The sequence below is a fragment of the Chitinophaga sp. Ak27 genome (assembly GCF_012726295.1).
In the GTDB taxonomy this organism is placed as follows: domain Bacteria; phylum Bacteroidota; class Bacteroidia; order Chitinophagales; family Chitinophagaceae; genus Chitinophaga.
Window position 1 is genome coordinate 297287 of record NZ_JABAOB010000008.1, and the last position, 24588, is coordinate 321874.

Below are 24588 nucleotides of genomic sequence, written 5' to 3' on the forward strand. Positions count from 1 at the left end.
GCTCATCATGAGATCAGCCATTATAATATTGATACTATTGCCCTTGCTGTTGTGGCAAACCGGTTGTATGAAAGACGTCAATCCTAGCGATGCTTTGAGTACCGAAACGATTACCAACTCCGCAGATGGGTTAAAGAATGCCGTAAACGGGGCTTATTCGCTGCTGAAAGACCACGTGCCTTTCAATGGTACCACCGATGATAACAATATGTACCTGCGGCAGTATTTCCAGTTGTCAGATTTTGCCAGCGATGATATTGTATGTGGACAAACAACAGAAGATCCTTTGTTCTATAGCTTCTCCCTGGATCATTCTCCCACGCAAACAAATACTCGTTATTTCTGGTATATCTCTTACAAAATTATCAACGATGCCAATACCGTGATAGAGGCGGTGAACAAGCTGCAGAATGTAGATGCAGCCACACAGCAGATGCTGGGCGAATGTTATTTCCTGCGGGCGCTCAGCCATTTAAATCTCGTGAAAATATTTGCTATGCCGTATACGCAGCAGGCGGCTGCGCCGGGCGTAATCTTACGTACATCTACCAGCGACCCGGCACAAAAGGCAAGAGCCACTGTAGCGGAAGTATATGCGCAGGTGATAGCCGATGCCAGCAAAGCGGCGGAGTTAATGAATCAATCGCGGGGGCCGCAGTACGCTTCCCGGGAAGCCGCATGGGCGCTGCTTTCCAGGGCGTACCTGTATGAGGGAAAGAATGACAGCACTATTTACTATGCCAACAAAGTAATAGGAAGCGGCCGGTTTACGTTGACTACTGCAGCTACCTATCCTGATATGTTTGCCAATGCTACCGCTGCCAGTGAAACCATTCTTTGTGTGGCGTTTACCCCAATAGATGATTACAAGAAGTTTGGTTCTATTGCCTCTATGATCTATTCAGACGGTAACTCTGGCTGGGGCGAAGAATTTGCTTCTGCTTCGCTGAGAGATACCATGTCGGCCAATCCCGAAGATGTGCGCTGGAAATATATTGTGCCGCTGAAAGATGGTAATGGCGCCGTGCAACAAAAGAATGGTATCGATATTTATTATATCTCAAAGTTTTCTGGTCAGGGTGGAAGCCCCACGCTGAGCTCACCTATCCTGTTCCGGCTGGCAGAAATGTACCTCAACAAAGCAGAGGCAGAAGCAAAGTTGGGGAACACTGCTGCGGCGCTCGATGATGTAGACATGATCCGGTCTAACCGCGGCTTATCCGGCGCATTATATCATCAGCAGGTGCCGGCGGGCAAAACGGCGCTGGACCTGGTATTGAAAGAACGGCGCCTGGAACTGGCGTTTGAGGGACACCGTACCTATGATGTTTACCGCAATAAACGGGTGATGAACAGAACTTACTGGGGGTATCATTTACCGGGTTTAAAGCAGTCGGATATTAATCCCGCTGCCAATCCTTCCGGTTACAATGGGATGCTGATACAGCCGGATAATCCGAAGATTGTTTATTACATCCCTATCGACGAAGTAGAAACGAATAAACTGTGTATCCAGAATCCTTAAAATTTCCTGAACATGCAAAAGAAACTGCTTTATATATTCCTGCTGCTTTGTGCAGCTACGGCCTGTAAGAAAGACGATAACGAGCCGGCGCCGCTGGTAGTGTATACAGTGAATGTAGAGGGGTATACCGTTACATTCAACAATACTTCTACGGGAGCTACCTCCTGGAAATGGGATTTTGGCGATAGTACGGGTTCCACTGAAAAAAGCCCGGTGCATACCTATAAGGGCAAAGGAAAGTATGTGCCTACCCTGTATGCCACGTCTGCTGCGGGCATGGTGGCAGAGGGCTCTACGGTGTTACGTATCTCCAAAACCTCCCCGGTAAAATTGAATGATAACAGCCTGGGCGACTGGGATACTATCAGCCAGAACATAATCACTGTCGGACCGGCAGGCGGGGTGTTTAAAAAAGCCAAATTTGATTACGACGGACAGAGCATGTATTTCTATGTGGAAATGACCGGTAAGGCAGCTGATGGGGTTATTTTCGATGTATATATAGATAGTGACAACAATGCGGGCACGGGGCTGCTGACAGCGTTGTTTACCGGCGGTGGATATGATGTGCTGCTGGAAGGACAGCTGTTACTGAAACCGGCTACTGCCGCTATTCCTATGGCTATGTATTATCATACAGGGGCGCAAACCAGCTTCAGTTTTGACCAGCAATCCGGCACCGACTTTTACAGTATCGGCACCGTGCAGGAATCCAATGGGGTGATCCGGTTTGAAGGAAAACTGGATCGTTCCAAGATAAAGGGTTTTACGGGGTCGGCTATACGTTTGGGTATGGTGGCTACTACCAGCGATTGGGGCACGCAGTTGGGTACTATTCCGGATGAAGGGGCGCCTTCGTTTTTATTGAATATGCCGGAATAAATGATTAATTTAAGCACTCCAATCTGTACTATGAATACTACTACCAATGTCAACCAACGACTGATTTCCCTGGATGTGATGCGTGGATGTATTATGATTTTGCTGGCGGCAGAAAGTGCCCATGTATATGGATCACTGGAGCATTTGCATCCAACGGGGATATGGGGCGCTGTCATGCAGCAGTTTTTTCATCATCCCTGGAATGGGCTGCGTGCCTGGGACCTGGTACAGCCGGCGTTTATGACCATGGCGGGGTCGGCGATGTATATCTCTTATTATTATAAAACGCAAAAAGGGATCACCTGGGCACAAAATTTCCGGCATATTGCATTTCGTTGCCTAAAGTTGTTTATATTTGGTACCGCCCTCCATTGCGTATATGCAGGCCGGTTAGTGTGGGAGTTATGGAATGTACTTACACAGTTATCCGTTACCACCCTGATTGCTTACCTGATTATACGACGTTCCTATGTTTTCCAGCTGGGTGTAAGCCTGTTATTATTGCTGGCCATTGATTTACTCTATCGTTTCGTGCTGTTGCCTGGCTATGATCAGCCTTTTGTTCAGGACCATAACCTGGGATCATATGTAGATATGTTACTGATGGGTAAATTAAATGATGGGGGAGGATGGGTGACCATCAACTTTATCAGCACTGCAGCGCATACCATTTGGGGCGTATTGGCGGGAAAGCTGCTGATCAGTAACCGTGCCGCCGGACAAAAGATCCGTATCCTGCTGATAGCAGGTATATTGGGGCTGGCGGCTGGCTTCGGACTTGATTGGGCTGGCATAACGCCCATTATCAAACGGATTGCCACCGCTTCCTTTACACTGGCATCTGGAGGTTGGGTAATGTTATTACTGGCGTTTCTGTATTGGATCATCGATGTGAAACAGCAGGCGCGCTATGCCTGGATCGCCACCGTGGTGGGGATGAACGCTATTTTTATTTACCTGTTTTTTGAAACCGTAGGAGGGCAATGGGTAAATCCGACCACCGGGATTTTTGTAAAAGGATTTACCGGGATGGCAGGCTTGCCGGAATCCCTGCAGAATGTAGTGAGTGCCTTCGCGGTATTGGCCCTGGAATGGGGATTGTGTTACTGGCTGTATAAACGGAAAATATTTTTCAAATTATAAGCTATCTACTGAAACCCCCATGGAAAAAAGGCTCCGGTATCTTTACCGGAGCTTTTATTTTTTTATGTTTTTACATTTTTATTATTTACCTTGATTCAAGTTTAAGAAGTCAGTTGCCAAAATCTTAGTAATCGTAATAATATAATCATAATCATAATGTGAACAATGGGAGAAATTTTCTTCCAGCACTTATAAAGTATCATTGTCACCTGTAACGGGTTATCTGCTATGCAGTATACCTGATGTCATGTTTTATGCCACGTGTAAAGTATTATCATCAATAAGGCTTTCTTATTAAATGGATCATTGTTCAGATATCATATTAGTGCAACGATTGAAAGAAGGAGATGCCACGGCGTATGATGATTTATTTATGAAATATCATAAGCTGCTTTGCCTGAATGCGTATTGGTTTTTGCGGAATGATGCGGAAGCCAATGACCTGGTGCAGACATTCTTCCTGGACATTTGGGACAAAAAGTTATACCTTCACTTCGAGGGCGATATAAAGGGATACCTCCACCAGGCGGTGAAGAATCGCTGTTTGACTTATTTAAAAAAACAGAAAGCAGAGCGGGAACAGCAGGTAGCCTTTACCCAGTTCCAGGACGCTATCTGTACGGAGCATGCAGAAAATTCACCAGACTATTATAAACAGGCGCTGACAGCTATCAATGAGATGGCTATACAAAAGCGTTCTGCCATACAAATGGTATATATGGAGGGGAAGCGTTACCAGGAGGCAGCAGATGAGATGGGAATCAGTATTAATTCCTTCAAAACCCATTTGAAGCGGGGCTTGAAGGTATTACGTCACGCAGTCATTCATAAGGGATATTAACCCGGTTTTGTTAACATGGAAACATCGCAGGAAAAAATATTTGAATTATACATACAACACCTGTCCGGAACACTTTCGGCGGACGAGGAGAGTTATGTGCAGCGACAGTTACAAAACGATCCTGCTTTCTATGCTGAATGGCAACTACTCTCCAGGGAAGCTGCCAATATGAATGCCGGCGACTACCTGCAACGCATCGACTCCACTGCTTCCCTTGCGCACGTGAAACAACAGAGAGAGGCGCCGGTTATCCGCCCGGTGATTACCTGGAGAAGGATTGCCGCAGCTGCCGCAGTGGCTGTACTGTTGATCGGCGGCGGGGCAGTGTTCTTCCTGGTTAACAAACGTCATCCTGCTCCTTTAACTGCCAACGCCTTACTACGGCAAGCCAAAGAGCCGGTAAAGCTAGTGCTGGGACAAGGACAAACCATTGTCCTGGGAGATTCCACCCATCAAACCATTGCCTTAAACAACGCTACACTGAATACCAGCCGGGGCGCCCTGCAATATACTTCCGCCGATACGATGCTCAATACCCTGGAAGTGCCCATGGGAGAAACGTATAAGCTAGCGTTGTCTGATGGTACGGAGGTATGGTTGAACGCCGCTACCAGGCTGCATTTCCCCTTTATGTTCGGACAGTCAGCCAGGGAAGTATACGTAGAAGGAGAAGCTTATTTCAGCGTGGCAAAAGATGCCCGCCGTCCTTTTATAGTGCGTACTGCTTTAACACAGGTACAGGTATTGGGTACCGCTTTTAATATTAATACTTACCAGGCCGGCATGGTGAAAACATCGCTGGTGAGCGGTAAGGTAGTTGCCAGCGCCAAAGGCGGAGCGCAGCAAACATTGAGCCCTGGCATCCAGGCCGATTATGATGCAGCTGCTGGTTTTACCACCAGTCACTTCGATGAAGAAGAAGTGCTTTCCTGGCGCGATGGGATATACTATTACCACCGTATGCCCCTGGCGGCCCTCCTGTCTGCCGCCTCCCGGTTCTACGGGGTACGTTTCGTACTGGACCAGGAAAAAATGGCCGGGAAATCTGTCACCGGTTTAATGGATAGAAAACGCCTGGATGACTTCCTATCCGACCTCAAAACAACCGCTCATATCGACTACCAGGTGACTGGTAATGAAATTACATTGAGATAAATCACATCCTTCCCCCAAAGTATTTTCCAATACGTACACCGTTCCCACGGCTCATTTTACGGATTTGAAAAAAAAGTTACTGCTTCCTGTCACCCGTTTTCATAAAACCGGAGTAGTTGTATTGCAAAGCTTTTGTCAACCAATCGCTATCCAATCATTTTAACTTGTAAACAATTCCCGCATGAGAAAAAGTATACGCCAACGCTACCTGGCTATGCGAACAATGGTACGTCTGCTGGTGCTGTGCAGCCTGGTATGTACCACATTTTTTCCTGTACAGGCCCAGACTTCGACTCCTTCCCTGCAATCTATTGTTACCGTTACCGGTAATGATGTATCACTCCTGCAGGTGTTCCGGGCTATTAAAAAACAAACCGGCCTCACACTGGTATACAGTAACCAGCTGCTCAATGATGCCGAAAAAATCAGCCTGAATTTTCAACAGGCCAAACTGGCCGATGTATTGGCTTTTATTTTTAAGAATAAAAATATCAGCTATGTTTTGCAGCGGAACCGCATTGTGCTCGACAAAAAAGAAGCGCCGGCCGAACCTGTTTCAGCGGCTGTGCCGGCAGGAGAGGATAAACAGGTAGAATGGCTGGTACGGGGCCAGGTAATGGATGCCGATGGTAGTCCGATACCTGGTGCTTCCGTTACGGTGAAAGACTCCAAAAAAGGTACCGTTACCGACGTTTTGGGTGTTTTTTCCATCAGCGCCAACCGCAATGATATCCTGCGTATAGCCATGATGGGGATGCAAACGGAAGAAGTGAGGGTGAATAATCAGAAGACCATGAAAATCAGTTTAGCGGCTAAAGTGGATAAACTGACAGAAGTGGTGGTAGTAGGTTTTGGTAACCAGAAAAAAGTAACGGTAACGGGTTCGGTTGCTTCTGTAAATATGGAAGATATGAAAACGCCGGTACGATCCCTCACCAACGCACTGGTAGGTAAAGTGGCCGGTATCATTTCCATGCAGAGCGGTGGCGGTGAACCCGGTTATGATAATCCTAACTTCACTATTCGTGGTATTGGCAGCTTTACCGGTAGCACATCGCCCCTGATCATCGTAGACGGGGTGCAAAGAGAAGATGTAAACAGTACCTATGGCGGTGCTTTCAATAATATTGATCCCGAAGATATCCAGAGTATTTCCCTGTTGAAAGACGCATCGGCTACGGCGGTATATGGCGCCAAGGGCGCCAACGGCGTGTTGATCATCACTACCCGCCGGGGGATAGCCGGTAAGCCGAAAGTATCTGCCAAAGCAGAAACAGGTATGAGCGGACTTACCCAGCTGCCTAAAATGCTGGACGGCGTTAGTTATATGAAGTTATATAATGAAGCGCAGGTAAACATGGGTAACCAACCTACCTATACCAATGAAGCGATCCAAAAGACCGCCAGCGGATTAGATCCTTACCTGTATCCGAACGTTGACTGGATTAACACGATTTATAAGAAGTGGGCTTCCATGACCAATGCTAATGTGAATGTAAGCGGAGGTGGAGAAGCCATGCGTTATTATGTGTCGATGTCATTTTATGACCAGGAAGGTCAGTATAAAGTCACCAAAACAACTTATAACCCCAATCTAAATTTTAAGCGATACGATTTCAGAAGTAACGTAGATCTGAACGTCACCAAAACAACACTGCTTTCCCTCAACCTCGCTTCCATGCTGGTAAACAGCCGTTACCCGGGTAACTCGGCCGGCGCTATCTGGTATGCGGCGTATGGTACTAACCCGATTTCTTTCCCGGTAAAATATCCGGGCGATAAATGGGCCGGCCCACGTAACAATGGCGGCGCCAATCCCTTTAATATGGTGCAGAATGCCGGATATAGTACTGAGTTCAGACCTTCGGTACAATCGGTATTAAACCTCAACCAAAAGCTGGATATGTTTACCTCCGGGTTGAGTGCTAACGTTAAATTCTCTTTTGATACTTACGGCGAGTTCGACAACTCCCGGAAAGGATTAAATGACTTATGGTATGCCGGCAGCCGGAATGAAGATGGCTCGCTGAATTTTGAACGCACACGTACTGGTAGTACTTACCTGGGGTATGGTAGCTCGTCCAGCGGTGAGCGCATGATGTACCTGGAAGGGAACCTGACCTACGATCACAGCTTCGGTAAGCATAATGTTGGCGCTCTGCTGGTGGGAGCTATGAGAAACCGCGTGATTGGTTCAGCTGGAGACCTGAAGACTGCCATTCCTTACCGTAGCCAGAATGCTGCGGCCAGGGTTACCTATTCTTACCTCGACAAATACCTGGCGGAAGTAAACATGGGGGCCACCGGTTCTGAAAACTTTGAAACAGGAAAACGCTGGGGTTATTTCCCTGCCGCTTCTGCCGGATGGGTGATTTCGAAAGAAAATTTTTTCCAGCCACTGACTAAAACCATCAGCTTACTGAAAATTCGCGGTTCCTACGGTATGACTGGTAATGACCTGATAGGCAATGGCGACCGGTTTGGCTATCTTACCTATATCAATGATGCTTCCGGTACTTCTTTTGGTGGTTCCGGTTCTCCTACTTATTATCCCGGTATTGCCGCTTCCGTTATCGGAACACAAAACCTCACCTGGGAAAAGTCTGCTAAAACAGATGTGGGTTTAGAAATAGGATTTTGGAATAAGTTGAGCTTTGTATTTGACGCTTTCCGGGATAAGAGAACCAATATACTGGTACGTCGTAACTCCATCTCTTCTATTGCAGGTTATGGTGGTATCGAAATTTATGGTAACCTGGGCGAGTTGGAAAATAAAGGGGTGGATGGTAGTGTGGAATACACTGATCATATTGGTAAAGATGTGACTATCCGTTTATTCGGTAACATTACCTACGCCCGTAACAAAGTATTGTACGCCGATTATCCGAAAGCCATTTTCCCCTACCAGCAACGGGAAGGCACCAGTGCTACCGCTTTCTATGGCTATAAAAGCCTGGGATTGTTCAAAGATCAGAATGATGTGGATAAAAGCCCAACGCAACTCAGAACCGTATTTCCCGGCGATGTTAAGTATGAAGATCTCAGTGGTGATGGAAAAATTACCGCCAACGATGCTACTTATCTGAATAAATCGGCTTTCCCTGTATGGTCTTACGGATACGGTTTCAACATTGGTTATAAAGGATTTGAATTGTCTGGTGTATTTGCTGGTGTAGCAGATGTAGGTATCATGGCCAACGGCGCCGATATTTCCCATGGCCAGGATGGCGCGCCGGGCGTAGGCGTAATACCTTTCGCCGGTATGGGACAATATACCGCCAATGGCTTATCTGATATGCTGAATCGCTGGTCGCCCGATAACCCGAATCCTAATGCGCACTATCCCCGGTTAACGGTAGCCAGTGTAAATGATAACAACTATCAGAACAGCACCTGGTGGTTGAAAGATGGTAGTTTCATGCGGCTCCGGCAGGCATCGCTCAGTTATTCTTTTATCACTCCCCAGATGAAACGCCGTGGTATCAGCAGTTTACAAGTATATGGTGCAGGCACCAACCTGCTCACTTTCACGAAGTTTAAATTATGGGATCCTGAGCTGGGTAATAACTCCGCTAAGTATCCTTATCCGAAAACAGTGACCGTTGGCGTGAGAGCGCAATTCTAATCAAGACAAAAAAGAATACGTTTATGACCAGATATAAATACCTGTTACTTTTTTGCTGCGGCATGATCGCCATGAGCCTGGCGTCCTGCAGCAAGTACCTGGACAAGAAACCTGATAATCTTTTAACGGAAGACCAGATATGGCAAACCAGGGCTAACGCCGAAGCTTATCTGAATAATGTGTACACTGGCATGCGGGGGCCTGATGGGGGCGATTGGGCATCGATGGGTTTTTCAGATGAAACTTCCGTAGCTATTCCAACGGTGGGGGTAAGATTTATGGTATCGGGCAACTGGACCCCTTCTGATGGCAACAACTGGGACAGCTGGGGCTATATGTATGGCTTCATCCGTAAGTCGATCATCTTTGACCAGAATGTGGATAAAGTGCCGGAGAGCCAGTTGAGCCAGACGTTGAAGGATCAATATAAAGCAGAGAATAACTTTTTGCGGGGATACTTCTACTATCAGCTGTTAAGAAAATATGGCCCGTTTGTCATTGTATCCAAACTGATTGGGCAGGATGAAGATTTTACCAAGTACTCCCGTGGCTCATTCGATGAATGCGTAGCACATATCAATGGGCTAATGGATAAAGCCGCTGCTGGCTTGCCGGGTGTATGGAATTCGTCCGGCAACCTGGGAAGGCCCACCAAAGGCGCTTGCATGGCCGTAAAGGAAAAAGTAGCGCAACTGGCTGCGAGCGAACTATGGAATGGAAACCCTGCGTTTGCCAATTTCAAAAATAACGATGGCAAGCAGCTGGCACCGGTGGGTTACGATGTGAATAAGTGGAAGATTGCCGCTAAGGCCGCAAAAGATATCATCGACTCTGCCCACTACAAATTATTCACCAACCTGGATAATGGTGGCTCCTCTTTCGACCCGTATCTCTCTGTGCGTGATTTGTTCCTGACCACCTGGAACGATGAAATCATCCTGGGTAGTATTGACTGGAGCCGCTGGGGATACACCAAATGTGTTTCTCCCGGCCCCGGAGGTTATAACATGTATAATGCTACCCAAAACCTGGTAGATGCCTTTTACATGAAGAATGGCCGCACCATCGATGACCCGGCTTCCAACTATGTGGAAACGGGATTTGCACAATCAGACGATGATTATGACTGGGGGCATCACCAGGGCGACTGGAACATGTACGCTAACCGGGAACCACGCTTTTATGCTTACATCGCCTATAATGGCCGTCCGGTAGTACCGGCAGTGACGGTTGATGATAAGAATTATTATTCTTCCGACAATAATATCAACGGGAAAGGAAGAGTGGAGTTTTACTACAGTGGTAAATCCGGGCAAAAATCAGCCGGCAGCAATAACCTCACCGGCTATCTGCCCCTGAAGCGGGTCAGCTCCAGTGATAATATCCGCAACGATGTCACCGCTTACCGTTCTCCGTATATTCTTATCCGTTATGCCGAGGTATTACTGGACTACGTGGAAGCATTGAACGAATACGATCCTACTAACCCGGATATTGTTACCTACCTGGATATGGTAAGAACCCGGGCGGGACTGCCGGGTATTGAAACCACCTATCCGGATGCGGTAGGTAATAAACTGGCAATGCGGAAGTATATACTGAGAGAAAGACAGGTAGAGTTTTGCTTTGAAAGCGATCGTTGCTATACCATGCTACGTCGGAAAATGCTGGGTAACCCGGAAAACCAGACCATCTATGGAATGGATGTAAATGCCAACGACCAGGGACTTGGATTTTCATTTACGGGTTTTTACAAACGCACGCTATTCCAGAAAAGGGTATGGAACGATAAAATGTACCTGTTCCCGATCATTCAGGGCGACCTGGAAAGGGATCGTTCATTGGTACAAAACCCAGGCTGGTAAAATTTATTTATTCAATTTTAAATTATTGCTATGATCAGGTCATTGCATACATATATACTCTCCGGTTGCTTTTTAATATCGGCCATACTAACAGGTTGCAAGAAAGATGAGGGGTTGCAGCATGTGGTAGGGTCGCCTGTCACGATATCCGACTTTACACCTACTACCGGAGGAGGTACCACAGAAATTTTAATTTCGGGAGATAATTTCTCCGGAGATACCAGCCAAATCAGCGTTACGATCAACGGTAACCGCTGTGCCATTGTGGGCGCCAACACAAAGCAGATTATGGCGGTAGTGCCGAAAAGATGCGGCTCCGGTAACGTGGTAGTTACCATCGGGAAAGACAGCGGTAAGTCTACCGCTATATTTAATTATGTATTCACCCATACAGTAACCACGCTGGCCGGTAATGGTAAAGCAGGTTATGCAGATGGTGGTCCTACAGATGCGATGTTTACTTTTAGTAACCCTGGCTGGTTGAGAATGATGGGCATTGTAGCCGATGATAACGGCAACGTATACGTGGCCGATCCGGGAAATGCCTGTATTCGTAAAATTGACAAAACCGGGCAGGTATCTATCCTGGCGGGGCATCCGGGTAATGCAGGTGGTTCAGATGGGATAGGCACTGGCGCTACGTTTAGCATCCCCTATGGCCTGGGCATCGATGCAGCGGGTAACGTATATACTGCCGATCCCGGCACCTGGAGTATCCGGAAAATTACGCCGGATGGCACTACGTCGAGGATAGGAGGCACCGTGCAGGAGCCCTGGAATGTAACTGTTAATAAAGCAAACGGAAAGATATATTATTCCAGCACTGGCGGTGGTGGAGTGTTTGAAATGAAACCCGATGGCAGCAGTGTGAATATTGCTACCATCGCGGCGCCGGGAGGACTTGCCCTTGATCCGGCCGGTAACCTGTTTGTATCCAGCAATAGCGAACATACCATTATCAAGCTGAAAGCAGATACCTGGGAGCCTACAGTAATTGCAGGTGCTACCGGTACGCCTGCTTATGCAGATGGCGTAGGCACGGCAGCTCGTTTTGCCAATCCCTGGGGACTCGCCATCGATGCCGGTGGTAATATTTTCGTAGCCGGTAATGGTAGCTATGGACCTAACGTGGATGAAAGTGTTCGCTATATTAAAGCGGGGACCTGGGATGTAAGCACTTTTGCAGGCAGTGGCACTGGAGGGTTTGCAGACGCCATTGGCACCGCCGCCGCATTTAATATGCCCATGGGCGTAGCCGTGGATAAAAATGGAATTGTATACGTTTTAGATAAGAATAACAACAGGGTCAGAAAGATAGTCACAGAGTAAAGCCATCAAATGTAAACCCGGGGCTGCAATAGAAATATTGCAGCCTTATATTTTTAATCATATGTTTAACAACACTATGTATCTCTTTTTATTTGCGCTGCTGACGGGTGCCTGCAGTAAAAGCGGCTCACCAGTACCGGAACCGGTACTGGCCGGCACACACACTTACTATGTAGCTACCGGCGGCAACGACGCTGCCAGCGGATCATTGAACGCTCCTATGCGCACCATCAATGCTGCCTTATTGAAAGCCATTCCTGGCGACAGCGTTATTGTAAGGGCCGGTAATTATTACGAGAAGGTGACCTTTCCTCAATCCGGGCGGCTCGATAAATTAATTACACTCAAGGCTTATGCCGGTGAAAAAGCAGTAATTGACGGCACCGGGTTATCGGTAAGTGGGAAAGAATCGCTGGTAACGATTAGCCGTGCCAGTTACGTGGTATTGGAAGGATTTGATATCTGCAACCTGAAAAGCAGTGCGCCAGGGGCCAACGTTAATGGGATCACAGCTGATGCAGGTTCCAGCAATATTATCATCCGTAATAACCGCATTTATAACATTGAACACAATGCCGCTCCTGCCGATGGCAGAAGTGGGCACGGTATTGAAATCATTGGTAATACGGTTGATGTAATGAAAAATATCCTGGTGGAAAACAATGTGATCCATGATACAAAAACAGGCTACAGCGAAAATCTGACCATCAACGGGTATGTTGACGGATTTACCATTCGCGGTAATACCATCTATAACACAGAGAACATTGGAATCGATGCCGCCGGTGGATATGCGGCCAACAGCAACCCTGCGTTCAATTATGCCCGCAACGGTGTGATCAGCGACAACGAATTATATAACATCGATATGACCCGCGGCCCTATTGGAGGCATACACGGCCATGGAGCAATTGCTATTTATGTAGATGGCGCGCGGAATATTACCGTGGAAAGAAACCGCATACATGAAGCAGACCGTGGTATAGGCATTGTGAGTGAAAATGATGCATATCCTACCCGCGACTGTATTGTCAGAAATAATTTTGTATTTAACTGCTGGAGAACCGGCATTTACCTGGGTGGTTACCTGGGATATACTTCCGGTGGCACCCGTAACTGTTATGTAGTAAATAATACCCTGTTCATGAATAACCGCGAGCCAGGTGCATTTGGGGAAATAGAAGGAGAAATCCGGCTGACAGAGCAATGCTTCGACAACATTATTAAGAACAACATCGTATATGCGAGGCCGGTAGATGTATTTGTGCATAAGTATACCAACACAGGATCTGGCAACGTAATAGACAATAATCTCTTTTATACTACCGGTACACCGCAATGGATCTGGGGCAGCACCAATGGTCCTGCTATAACTGATTTTAATGTGTGGAAGACTACTTCCGGCGTAGATGCGGCCTCTGTTTATGGAGCAGATCCGCTATTGGTCAGCACCACTATGCCCGATCTGCATATTACTGCCAACTCCCCCGCAAAAAATACCGGCGTAGTGATTTCAGAAGCGGTGAATGGAAGCCTGGATATTGATGGTAAGGCCAGGATTGTGAACAACCTGATTAGCAAAGGTGCACAGCAATAAATCATCATAAACCCCTAAGAAGATAAAGGGCTGGCCGTTGTACGTGGCCGGCCTTTTTCTTTTGCAGGCTCCGGCATTGCATGACAAATATCCCGCTTTTACGTGATTGTTGGTATGGGGTTCTTAATGTACATTACAATTACCAGAATCTGTACACCATGGAAATGAAACCCTGTTTAAACGGCAACGTAGCTATATTCTTATTTCCGGTATCAGTAAGGCACTAACAGTTAACAATACGGCAGCAGGCTGCTGCTGGTAGCGTATACCCCTTTGGGGAAAACTTTTTGGGTATGCTAATAGCCGGATATCCAATTGCTCAAGTCTCGTTTTAGTTGAGTAAACCCGTCCTTTTTGGGGCGGGTTTATTATTGTCAGGTAACTGCCAGCAGGAATTCTTCTCCGGTAATAGGGCGTAAGTCATCTGATCTGCCGGTAAAGTATTGTTCGGTGATATTTTCGGTGTTAACGATTTCCACATGTTTAAATCCAGCGCTGCGGGCTGCCGCGGCGATTTCGCCAGGCGCAAAAAAACTGAGAAAAGGAGTACCTGCGGCAGCAGCACCTTTTTTAGCGATGTCCAGCAAGGGCCTGTCTGCTTCCGCCAGTAATTCTGATGGTAATAAGAAAGTCATGGCCAGTATGGACCCTTTGGCAAATTGCGCTACCTGGTGCAGGGTGGCCGCAATCGCTTCCTGGGTAAGATACATACTAACGCCGGTACAGGCTACCACAGCAGGTTGACCGGTATCAAATCCCGCGGCGATCAATTCCTCCCACCAGGAAGATATTTCGAAGTTGACTGGTACAAATTGCAATGAATCCGGGAGATGGAATCCCAGCTCTGCAAGGCGTCGTTGCTTCCAGGCCTGGGTACCCGGTTGATCTATTTCGTATATCCGTAGTTGGGAAGCTATATCCGGTCTGCGTTGTGCGAAGGTGTCGAGGCCGGCGCCAAGGAGTACATACTGGCTAACCCCCTTTTTATGTTGTTCGATGACCAGGTCTTCTACAAACCTGGCCCTGCCTACAATAGAAGCTCTTAGCCCCTGGGTGAAAACGGGATCCATATCGGGCCGTTCATGCCAGGTGTTGTCTGGTGCAATTAGCTGTAATCCTATGGTATCTTCCAGGATATGCGGCGGTGCATCGATGGCTACATGTAAGGCTCTCCACAAAGCCACGCGCACGGCGGTATTGTCTGGTGCTGCTGGGTAATTGCTTTGCTCCATAAATTTCGGGTGACAGGTAACAAAATTGATTACTAATATTAAAAATTAGAGATAAAGTTGCGCTTCACCAAAAATGGTTTTCCCGCTATTCCGCTTTGATGCCTTTTACCATCCATATAATCAGGAGTCCGCATACCGCCATGATGGCAAACGACCAGCGAAGGCTGGTGGCCTGCGCTACAAAGCCCACCAGTGGAGGTACCACCAGGAAGCCCAGGTAGCCGATAGTAGAAATAGATGCCAGTGTTTGTCCACTATTGGCACTTTTAGATTTACCTGCCAGGCTGAATACCAATGGTACTACACAGGCTACACCTAATCCGGCTAATATAAATCCAATGCCTGCGGTAACAGGGTAGGGCAAGAGGATGGTGAGTAGCAAGCCACTTAGAATAAACCAACCACTATACATGAGGATGGGCTTGATCCCTATTTTTTTCACCAGGCGGTCGCCGGCAAAACGCCCGGTGGTCATAGCCACCATGTATATCACAAAGGCCGCTACTGCGGTAGATTTGCTGGCGCCCACTACTTTCTCAAAATATAATCCGCTCCAGTCGTACATGGTGTTTTCTGTGGCCATACAGGCAAAGCAGATTAGCGAATACTTCAGCAATGACTTGTCGGGTAATGCAAAGGCTGCCCTTTTTACGGTTTCTTTTACCGGTTGGTCGGGAAAGGTTTTAGGAGTATAATATATCGTGAAAATCAGTAGTAACACGCTCACCATCAACAGGTGCCAGGAAGGCGCTATATTCATGCTCACCATCAGGTAACCGATTGCTGCGCCGGTAAACCCCGCCACGCTCCAGATCCCGTGAAAGGTGGTCATGATCGATTGCGGGTATAAATGCTGTACCTGTACGGCCTGCGCATTCATAGAGAGATTGAGCAGGTTGCGGGCCGACCCGAAACAGAATAATACCAGGGCCAGCTGCCAGATACTGGTGGTAAAGCCAGGTAAGCTTAGTACGATGTTAAATATCAACGCTCCAAACACCATGATCTTGCGACTGCTGAAGCTTCCCAGCAATTTGCCGGTGATGGGCATTGTGAGCATCAGCCCTATTGGCAATGCAAATAACACCGCTCCCAGCTGCGCCTCATTTAAATGCAATTGCTGCTGTATAGAGGGAATCCTGGATGCCCAGGACGAATAACCTAATCCGGAGAGGAAGAAAAATACGGAAGTGGCAATCCTGTACTGCCTTGCATCGGTTTCGTTGTGAATATTTGCTAACATGATCTACGTACTGAAGGATGCAAAATTAGACAAACCACGGGAAACTCGGGCGCTCTTTTTAACTGTATATCCGACATTAAGCAGGCTGTGCCAAAATCGTGGCTTCCCTGACCATCGTGAAATCACCTACTGGCGCGGCACAAATGGAACAGCCATAATCAGCCGGTAAGCTGGTAAACGGGGTGCCCGCTGCCACCCCCTGTTCTGCATCTCCAACCGTTTCATCGTACACGGTAAGACAGGTGGTACATTGATATACCTGTTTTTCCTCCACAGCGTGCACTGTCTGGGAGGCCTGCTCGGTTACATAATGTTGTAATACATTGGCGGCACTACGCTGTTCATAGAAGGCTTTGCACAACGCCACAATGTAGGGTCCCAGCTGTTCTTTGGTGACCGCCTCCCGGTATACCAGCAATTGCGCCGAATTGGCGTTGTAGTCTGCCGTATACAGGATATCATACCGCTGCATGTACTTCAGTTTGCTGCCATATTTATTTTCCTGCCGCCGGATAACTACGGTACCAAAAAGGCTGGCGGGATGCCTGACTCTTACACTGAAACAAAGTCCATAAGTGCGCACATCAGCGGTATCGAAGTACCGGATAACATGCCGCTTTAATATCAGCCCATCTTCACAATTATCTTCCACCTGCCAGTTGAGCTCGTTAGCTGCATGGCGCACGTTAATACCGTGTTTACCCAATATATAATCCCATAAAGGCCGATGTCGTGCATCAATATTTTTGATGATCAGCGATTTCCAGGGAGTGGCATAAAGTTGACCCGTACGCGTTTCCAGGCAAATGGTACATACTTCTTTCAGAAAGTCGATGGGAAAATCCTCATCCCGCCGGTAAATACCAAGCCAGTAGTTGTTGTCGTATTTGTTAAATCCTTCATAATAGGGGAGGTGAAAGGCCGGTAAATCGAGGTCGCGGTCTTTAGCACGGGAAATGTATGATAAACTATCCTTCACCGCGGCATAAGCCTGTTCTGGCGAATAGCCGGCCAGCAGGAACGTTTCCACAGCTTTGCTTACTTCGGCAATATGATTGGTGTAAATGAGTTCGGGCCATACATATAACTGCTGACTGCCTGGCAGGCGCAGGTACAGGTACCAGTAATGGGTATACGAAGAAGTGATCCAGTTGATATGGCCGGTAAACAGGGGCACAAATGTTTGTCCGCTATCGCAGATATTCACTTTGAGCGACGGCATCTCCTCAAAAAGATTAAACACATCTTTGTAAATACCTTCGCTGAGCCAGCTGTTTTGTACAAAGATGCCTGCCGCCGGATAGGCGCTCATCATATTGGGTTGCATAGCAAAGGTAATCTGCCTGGCTGCGCAGTCTTGTTTGAACGCTTCCAGGTGCTTATCAGGAATGTCTATTAACAGCTGTTGCCTCAGTCCAAAACGTACATGGGTTGCCTGCGCATCGGTGGCGGTTTCCAGCAGCTCCAGCAGGAAACCCGGTGATATAATGCCACCGGTGAAATTAACGGACAGGGTATGGCTATGTTTTGTCATGATGATACCAGTTCGGTGGTTGTTTTAGGAATAGATTTTTCCAGTAATGCCTTTACTTCTGGTTTACAGCTACCACAGCCCATGCCGGCGCCGGTGGCCTGGCATAAAGCCGGCAGGGTATGACAGCCGCTTTTAATTTTCTCGAGGATGTTCCCTTCTCCTACATTGCCGCAGGAGCATACCAGTTTGCCGATCACCGGCGTACCTTTTTTCCCGGAGCGTAATAGCTCCAGCCTTTTATCGGACAGCTCAATCCGCTGCTGGATGAGATCCCGGAATTCGATGAACTCCGATTTGTCACCAATCAATATAGCGCCTACAAGCTTGTCCTGGTGTATGATACATTTCTTATAATAACGTTTGGCCTTGTCGATGAACACTACTTCTTCGTAAGCCGGATCTTTGGGTGTTTCCACCATGCCCAGCGAGCAGAGATCGGTACCATGCATTTTCAGGATATTCATAAAGAGCGATCCCTGGTAATACTGGCTGATATCGCCGTTGAGATACTGGGCCACTACGGCAGCCTGTTGCTCGGCAGCCGCGGTGATGCCATACAACACGCCGTTGAAAGCCGCTATTTCACCAATGGCATAAATATCCGGGTCGCTGGTTTGGAGGTATTCATTTACCACCACGCCCCTGTTGCACTGCAGCTGCGCCGCCTGCGCCAGTTCTATATTGGGTACGGTGCCTATGCTCATCACCACTGCCTGGCATGGAATATACACCCCGCTTTTCATGCGGATACCTTCCAGCTGCGTTTGCCCGATGAACCGGTCTATTTCATCGTTGTAAATGATGTCGATACCACGGTCGGTCAGCTCCTCGTACAGGAGCTGTCCTCCCAGCGTATCGAGCTGCCGGTCCATGAGCCGGGATGTACGCTGTATAACGCCTACGTCTATATTAATTTCTTTGAGAGATGCAGCGAGCTCTATCCCTAGTAAGCCACCACCTACTATCATTACTTTCCCTCCGGAGGGATGTATATGTTGTTTGAAGGCATCGGCATCCATGCGGGTACGCATAGTGAAGATGCCGGGGATAGGCGGAATATCACGCAGCGTGGCGGCCCGGCTACCGGTAGCCATCAGGAGTACATCGTACGTATGTACGTTCCCGTTACTATCGGTTACCTGTTTGTTACTGCGGTCTATATGAGTAATGCTCACGCCGCGGTGCAGCGTAATGCGGTGCGCGGTTTCTTCCTGGCGGGTCATCTTCACCAGCTGCTTCCATTGCTGGGTGCCGCTGATATAGTCTGGCAGCATTACCCGGTTGTAAAAGGGAAGGTTTTCCTTGCTGAACACCACGATTTCATCGGTGGTATTCAGCTCCCGGTACGATTTCACGAATCCGCAGGCCCCGGCCCCCGCACCTATGATCACTATCTTTTGCCTGGGCTTCTGATAGCGTTGTACCTGTACGGCGGAATATTTAAAATCCGGTTGTTTGGAAATAGGGTCCAGTAGATGATTGGTGAGGTTATTAGCGCGATGCAGGTCGCTGTTCAAAATTTTACCCCAGTGCATGGGTAAGAAAACAACGCCCTGTTTGATGCTGTTGCTGAGCTGTGCTTTTACCCGCACATTTCCCCGTCCATTGCTCACCGTTACAATATCGCCTTCTTTGATATGTCGCTGCCGGGCGTCTTCCGGGTGTATTTCCAGGAAAGAGGACGCAATATGTTGTTTCAGTTTGCTCACCTTGCCGGTTTTACTCATGGTATGCCACTGGTCGCGTATTCGGCCGGTAGTGAGTATCAGCGGGCGTTCGGGACTGAGTGGTTCCGAGTGATTGGCATCTTCAAAGCTATGAATAACCGCCCGCTGATCCGGTGTATAAAATGCATGATCTTCAAACAGGCGCGGCGTGCCATTGCCGGTATAATACGGCCATTGCACGCTGCGCTTTGCTTTGAGGGTGCTATAGTTCAGGTGACTGATATCGATGTTGGTGCCCTCGGTGAGGCGGCAATGTTCGTCATAGATTTCCGACAAGTTCGTATAGTCGAAACCGTGATATCCCATCTTTTTGGCGAAACGGCAGATGATTTCTGCGTCCGGTAAGGCTTCTCCGGGGGCATCGGTAATTTTGGTCAGATAGCTGATACGCCTTTCTGCGTTGGTCATGGTACCTTCTTTTTCTGTCCATGCGGCGGCGGGCAGCACTACATCGGCATAGCGCAGGGTTTCGGGCTTGCTGGAAATTTCCTGTACTACTACAAATTTTGCCTTTTGCAGCGCCGCTTCTGCAAAGCGTACATCCGGCAGGCTTACCAGCGGATTGGTACACATGATCCAAATAGCTTTCAGGCGGCCGTCATTCAATGCGGTAAACATTTCCGTGGCGGTGAATCCCGGTTTATCCGATAGGGTGGTGCCTCCCCAGAAGGCCTGTACTTCTGCCCGGTGGCGGGGATTGCTGAGCACGCGGTGGGCGGGCAGCAGGTTGGACAAACCGCCCACTTCACGGCCGCCCATGGCGTTAGGCTGACCGGTTAATGAAAACGGCCCGCTGCCAGGTTTGCCGATATGGCCGGTGATCAGGTGGAGGTTGATTAAACTCAGATTTTTGTTCACACCCACCACACTTTGATTCAGCCCCATAGTCCAGAAAGTCATGAAGCCGGTAGCGTTGCCGATATAGTCCGCCGCGGTATATATTTCCCCCGGGGTAATACCACAAATAGCGGCTGCCTCTTCTATGCTGCGTTCCATCACGGTATCCTTGTATTGATCGTAGCCATTGGTATGTGCCTGGATAAACTGGCTGTTGGTATGACCGGCGGTGATCAGGGCGCGGCCAATGGCATGGTGCAAAACGATATCGGTGCCGGGATTTACCTGCAGGTGCAGGTCGGCAATGGCGCAGCTTTGGGTAACCCGCGGATCGCTGACGATAATTTTCATCGCCGGATTAGCGGCCTTGGCGGCTTCTACCCGGCGCCATAAAATGGGATGGCACCAAGCGGGGTTAGCGCCAGCTACAAAAATGCAATCGGCCTGTTCGATGTCATCGTAGGTGCCCGGTACGGCATCTTCTCCCAGGGCCATCTTATAGGCAACTACCGCGCTGCTCATACATAAGCGGGAATTGGTGTCGATGTTATTGCTGCCAATAAATCCTTTGATCAGCTTATTCACCACATAGTATTCCTCTGTTAAACACTGCCCCGATGCGTAAAAAGCTACGGCATCGGGACCATGTTGTTTTATGATGGCGGCAAATACGGCAGCAGTTCTTTCCAATGCCTGGTCCCAGCTCACTCTTTTCCTCGGAAGATCACGATGATAGCGCATTTCAGGATACAACAGCCTGTCGGACGTATCCATTACCGTATAGTGCAGGTTCATACCTTTGGAACAAAGCATGCCCTTATTTACCGGGTGCGTTTTATCACCTGCTACATGCAGCTTACCTTGCCGGTCTTTTTCTACTACGATACCACAACCTACCCCACAATAACAACAGGTGGTTTTGAATGTTGCTTGCATGCCGGAATTTTAGAAATGAGTTAGGATACTGCTACGGGCGCATTCACGGATGCTTCGCTGGTGGCTGGTTGACGAACGAACCTTGTCAGCATCACGATACAGGAAACGCCGATCACGATAAACCCGATATACGTAAACGCCTGTACGTAGGTGATGCTGTCCGATTTAAACAGGAATCCGAATAACATGCCTCCCATATTGCCACCGGCTCCAACGATGCCGCTGACCAGTCCCGCATTTTTTTCATTGATAAAAGGCACAATGCCATAAGTAGCGCCGTTAGCCATCTTGAGAAACAGTGCAAAGCTCAGCATTGCCATAATGGCGATTACGAGGGAGCCTGCCTGGGCAAATAATAATAATCCGATTCCTTCCGCCAGCAGCATCAGGGCCAGGAGCCATCCTTTGCCTTTCATTCCTGATTTAGCGCCTACTTTGTCTGATATAATGCCACCCAATGCCCGGGCAAAAAGGTTCATGAAACCAAATATGCCCGCCCAGAACCCCGCGCTGCTTTGAGAAAGATGAAAGGTATCCACGAAATGCAGCGACGCTACATTATCGAAAGTAATTTCCATACCGAAGCACATCCCATAGGCCAGGGTGAGTGCCCAAATGCGCCAGTCGGCCAGGATCGACCAATCCGTTTTTTCGTTTTTGCGATGATGGCCAATCTCATCAAAGTTGCCATTGGGCGTATCTTTGGTGAAACGATAATACAGCCAGGCAACTCCTAGCATCATCAATCCCGGTACTATCATAGCATATCGCCATGCCGATGCATTACTATAACCAAAACCTACGATAGCCGCAAAAATGACCGGCATCACCATATTGGTAACGCCGCCACCTAAATTGCCCCATCCGCCGGTAATGGCGTTGGCAGTGCCTTTGATGGCCGGCGCAAACATCAGGGAAGTATGAAACTGTGTGATCACAAAAGAACCGCCTATCACGCTGATGGCTAAACGGAATAATAGGAAAGAGGTATAGTCCCTCGACAATCCCACCAGGAACACCGGGATGGAACCTACCAGCAGCAACCGGATGGCCGTTTTGCGCGGTCCCCAGGTATCACATAACCGGCCTATGATTAACCGGGCAATAATGGTACCTGACACGGAGGCAATAATGATATTGCCCACCTGTGCCTTGCTAAGTCCCAGGTCGGTACGGATGGTCGGCATCAACGGCGCCAGGCCAAACCAACCAAAGAAACAAACGAAAAACATCAGCCACGTTATGTGAAACGTGCGCATCTGTATGGTATTCAGGCTAAAGAGTTTTATTTTATCTAGCGGAGCAGCCATAGTAGTAATTTTTCGGGTTATTTAATCAGCCACTCAGGCCGGATATTGACAGACAGGTAAGCCCAGTTACTGTTACTGGCAGCATTCCTGATATTTTTTACCGCAGGAGACGTGAGCGTATTGGTATTCCAGAAGTGGCTGTAGCCGGCTTCCAGGCCCACCATCTTAGTGAGGGTATAGTTGGCCGTTACATCTGCCTCTGTACCAAATTGTTTCGACATGCCTGTAATAGCAGCGGCGCTATAAAACTCATGCACATCGCCGGTGAATGCCCAACGCTTGCCGGGTTTTAGCCGGGTTTTGATGTAGTAGTCCTGTAACCCTTTGTTGCCAAAGCCGCTGGCTACATAGAAATAATCAATGTTACCCCAGAACTTATGCGGGGTGCCATACAGCGGGTCAAAATCAGGGCTGGTGTAATCCACTCCTGCGCCTGCGCTGAATGCCTGGCTCACACTATATAAAAACGAGGCGGATAACAGGCGGCCATCTATCGTTTGCCCGTTGGCGTTAGTGCCAAACTGTTGATAGGCAGCAGCAGTAAAGGCGATTTGATTGAACTGTTGCGTATAGAATAGGCCGGTGGTCATGCGTTGGTGGGTGCCTTGTTCCCACACTTTTACGGCTACATGTTCCACGCTGTCTGTATGATATTTAGAGAATTGGTCGGCCAGGAACAGGAAAGAGAGGTTGCCGGCATGCAGCTTCCTGGAAACATACAGGAACTCCATACTTTTATAGGCGTTGCCTCCATTGGTATTGGCAGTGTAATTGCCGGGAGGGGTGGCGTTGTACACGGTACCGGAGGCATTTTCCTTGTTCTGGTTGAAAGCTGCGCCGGCGTGCATGACCCAGCTGTTGCTTTCATATTTTAGCACGGCGGCATCATGGCGGCGACCCTGTTGCAGCCAGTCGAGGTTGCCCAGCAGGCGGCTGTCGTCGTATACCAGTTCTTGTCTGCCTATTTTCAGTGACAGTGCTTTATTTTTTACGATGGTGTCGGTCAGCAGTATTTCGGCCCAGGCTTCGTGCAGCATAAAGCCGTTGTTGTCGGGCGTGGTAGTGCGATTAAGGGTGGATACGTCCTGTCCCCATACACGTACGTCCTGTACCGTTAATCCCAGTTTAATCCGGTAGGCATTAAATCCGGCGATGAGCCGGGTACGCTGGGAGGTGAAAAAAGCCGGGGCGGCGCCTTGTACCTGTGGCGCCGCTTGTCCGTCGCGTAATTCAGTACGGGTCCGGAGCTGGGCGCCCAGCGAAAGCTGGGCATAGCCGTACTGCGACAGCAGTAGTCCGGGGAGTATCATAGATACCCTGCGGGAGAACCATTTTTTCATGTAACTTTGGTTGATTTTGAATGAGCCAATCATTTCCGAATCAGAAGCCCGGTCAGCCTGCCAGCTGCCGGGTTTCGTCTTTTACACTTCTGCCATCACTGTTATCTCTGCCACGTTGATGTATACCCGGTCATCCACAATCTTTACGGGATAGGTGGTGAGGGAACATTCATGTTCGTCGGAGAGGCAACGGCCGTCTTTCAGGGAGAAGGTCTTTTTGTGAAATGGACAGGCTACTTTGGGCTCATCTTGCACGGTGCCAGTCATGCCGCGGCTGAGGGCCATCTGGCGGCGGTGCGGACAAAGATTCTGGGTTGCATACCATTCATTTCTGCGGGCAAAAAAGAATAGTGCAATCTGTTCATCATTGTACTTTACGCATACGCCTCCATTGGTGGGTACATCAGTTGTTTTGCAGGCAAAGAACCAGGTGCCGGTGGTAGTGTGAGTAGTAGACATAGCCATAT

General features: G+C 48.4%; 16 protein-coding genes. 9 read left to right on the forward strand and 7 right to left on the reverse strand.

Annotation, left to right across the window (positions count from 1 at the left end; genetic code table 11):
• Positions 1-7 precede the first annotated feature (7 nt).
• The 9 genes from HGH90_RS25200 to HGH90_RS25240 all read left to right on the forward strand — a co-directional run bounded on the left by HGH90_RS25200 (position 8) and on the right by HGH90_RS25240 (position 13962).
• On the forward strand, positions 8-1525 hold the full coding sequence (locus tag HGH90_RS25200) for a RagB/SusD family nutrient uptake outer membrane protein (protein ID WP_168766478.1): 1518 nt from the start codon (positions 8-10) through the stop codon (positions 1523-1525).
• Positions 1526-1537: 12 nt separating this feature from the next.
• Positions 1538-2407, forward strand: coding sequence for a PKD domain-containing protein (locus tag HGH90_RS25205; RefSeq protein ID WP_169192134.1), 870 nt, complete (start codon positions 1538-1540; stop codon positions 2405-2407).
• A 30-nt stretch (positions 2408-2437) separates the two neighbouring features.
• The gene (locus HGH90_RS25210) at positions 2438-3550 is read left to right on the forward strand and encodes an acyltransferase family protein (protein WP_169192135.1); all 1113 of its coding nucleotides are present in this window, start codon (positions 2438-2440) and stop codon (positions 3548-3550) included.
• A 298-nt stretch (positions 3551-3848) separates the two neighbouring features.
• Positions 3849-4391, forward strand: coding sequence for an RNA polymerase sigma factor (locus tag HGH90_RS25215; RefSeq protein ID WP_168766481.1), 543 nt, complete (start codon positions 3849-3851; stop codon positions 4389-4391).
• A 15-nt stretch (positions 4392-4406) separates the two neighbouring features.
• Entirely contained in the window at positions 4407-5546 is a 1140-nt protein-coding gene (locus HGH90_RS25220) for a FecR family protein (protein ID WP_169192136.1), read from the forward strand.
• Between the two features lie 181 nt (positions 5547-5727).
• Complete coding sequence (locus tag HGH90_RS25225; protein WP_169192137.1) at positions 5728-9171, forward strand: TonB-dependent receptor; 3444 nt, start codon at positions 5728-5730, stop codon at positions 9169-9171.
• A gap of 23 nt (positions 9172-9194) precedes the next feature.
• Positions 9195-11036: a RagB/SusD family nutrient uptake outer membrane protein gene (locus HGH90_RS25230; protein WP_169192138.1), complete on the forward strand. Its 1842-nt coding sequence runs from the start codon at positions 9195-9197 to the stop codon at positions 11034-11036.
• 30 nt (positions 11037-11066) lie between these two features.
• Positions 11067-12365 (forward strand): IPT/TIG domain-containing protein, encoded by a 1299-nt coding sequence (locus tag HGH90_RS25235; RefSeq protein WP_168766485.1) that lies wholly within the window; start codon positions 11067-11069, stop codon positions 12363-12365.
• A gap of 61 nt (positions 12366-12426) precedes the next feature.
• Positions 12427-13962: a nitrous oxide reductase family maturation protein NosD gene (locus tag HGH90_RS25240; RefSeq protein WP_169192139.1), complete on the forward strand. Its 1536-nt coding sequence runs from the start codon at positions 12427-12429 to the stop codon at positions 13960-13962.
• Positions 13963-14336: 374 nt separating this feature from the next.
• Here HGH90_RS25240 and HGH90_RS25245 read toward each other — a convergent pair whose 3' ends face one another.
• The 7 genes from HGH90_RS25245 to nirD form a co-directional block, all read right to left on the reverse strand.
• Positions 14337-15194, reverse strand: coding sequence for a class I SAM-dependent methyltransferase (locus HGH90_RS25245; protein ID WP_169192140.1), 858 nt, complete (start codon positions 15192-15194; stop codon positions 14337-14339).
• A gap of 85 nt (positions 15195-15279) precedes the next feature.
• Positions 15280-16437, reverse strand: a complete 1158-nt coding sequence (locus HGH90_RS25250) for an MFS transporter (protein WP_169192141.1) — start codon at positions 16435-16437, stop codon at positions 15280-15282.
• Between the two features lie 76 nt (positions 16438-16513).
• Complete coding sequence (locus tag HGH90_RS25255; protein WP_169192142.1) at positions 16514-17971, reverse strand: rubredoxin; 1458 nt, start codon at positions 17969-17971, stop codon at positions 16514-16516.
• A complete protein-coding gene (locus HGH90_RS25260) occupies positions 17968-21471 on the reverse strand; it encodes a nitrate reductase (protein WP_169192143.1) in 3504 nt (1167 codons plus the stop codon). Before HGH90_RS25260 ends, HGH90_RS25255 begins: the two co-directional genes overlap by 4 nt.
• A gap of 20 nt (positions 21472-21491) precedes the next feature.
• Positions 21492-22781 (reverse strand): NarK family nitrate/nitrite MFS transporter, encoded by a 1290-nt coding sequence (locus HGH90_RS25265; RefSeq protein ID WP_168766491.1) that lies wholly within the window; start codon positions 22779-22781, stop codon positions 21492-21494.
• Between the two features lie 17 nt (positions 22782-22798).
• The gene (locus HGH90_RS25270) at positions 22799-24121 is read right to left on the reverse strand and encodes an alginate export family protein (RefSeq protein ID WP_169192144.1); all 1323 of its coding nucleotides are present in this window, start codon (positions 24119-24121) and stop codon (positions 22799-22801) included.
• Positions 24122-24202: 81 nt separating this feature from the next.
• Positions 24203-24580, reverse strand: a complete 378-nt coding sequence (nirD, locus tag HGH90_RS25275) for a nitrite reductase small subunit NirD (RefSeq protein WP_247679998.1) — start codon at positions 24578-24580, stop codon at positions 24203-24205.
• Positions 24581-24588: the final 8 nt, after the last annotated feature.

Bases quoted from the DNA above. Each gene is read 5' to 3' on its own strand.
- HGH90_RS25210 (WP_169192135.1), top strand. From the start codon at position 2,438: ATGAATACTACTACCAATGTCAACCAACGACTGATTTCCCTGGATGTG.
- HGH90_RS25255 (WP_169192142.1), bottom strand. From the start codon at position 17,971: ATGACAAAACATAGCCATACCCTGTCCGTTAATTTCACCGGTGGCATT.
- HGH90_RS25230 (WP_169192138.1), top strand. From the start codon at position 9,195: ATGACCAGATATAAATACCTGTTACTTTTTTGCTGCGGCATGATCGCC.
- nirD (WP_247679998.1), bottom strand. From the start codon at position 24,580: ATGTCTACTACTCACACTACCACCGGCACCTGGTTCTTTGCCTGCAAA.
- HGH90_RS25240 (WP_169192139.1), top strand. From the start codon at position 12,427: ATGTTTAACAACACTATGTATCTCTTTTTATTTGCGCTGCTGACGGGT.
- HGH90_RS25200 (WP_168766478.1), top strand. From the start codon at position 8: ATGAGATCAGCCATTATAATATTGATACTATTGCCCTTGCTGTTGTGG.
- HGH90_RS25220 (WP_169192136.1), top strand. From the start codon at position 4,407: ATGGAAACATCGCAGGAAAAAATATTTGAATTATACATACAACACCTG.
- HGH90_RS25265 (WP_168766491.1), bottom strand. From the start codon at position 22,781: ATGGCTGCTCCGCTAGATAAAATAAAACTCTTTAGCCTGAATACCATA.
- HGH90_RS25270 (WP_169192144.1), bottom strand. From the start codon at position 24,121: ATGAAAAAATGGTTCTCCCGCAGGGTATCTATGATACTCCCCGGACTA.
- HGH90_RS25260 (WP_169192143.1), bottom strand. From the start codon at position 21,471: ATGCAAGCAACATTCAAAACCACCTGTTGTTATTGTGGGGTAGGTTGT.
- HGH90_RS25235 (WP_168766485.1), top strand. From the start codon at position 11,067: ATGATCAGGTCATTGCATACATATATACTCTCCGGTTGCTTTTTAATA.
- HGH90_RS25205 (WP_169192134.1), top strand. From the start codon at position 1,538: ATGCAAAAGAAACTGCTTTATATATTCCTGCTGCTTTGTGCAGCTACG.
- HGH90_RS25215 (WP_168766481.1), top strand. From the start codon at position 3,849: ATGGATCATTGTTCAGATATCATATTAGTGCAACGATTGAAAGAAGGA.
- HGH90_RS25245 (WP_169192140.1), bottom strand. From the start codon at position 15,194: ATGGAGCAAAGCAATTACCCAGCAGCACCAGACAATACCGCCGTGCGC.
- HGH90_RS25250 (WP_169192141.1), bottom strand. From the start codon at position 16,437: ATGTTAGCAAATATTCACAACGAAACCGATGCAAGGCAGTACAGGATT.
- HGH90_RS25225 (WP_169192137.1), top strand. From the start codon at position 5,728: ATGAGAAAAAGTATACGCCAACGCTACCTGGCTATGCGAACAATGGTA.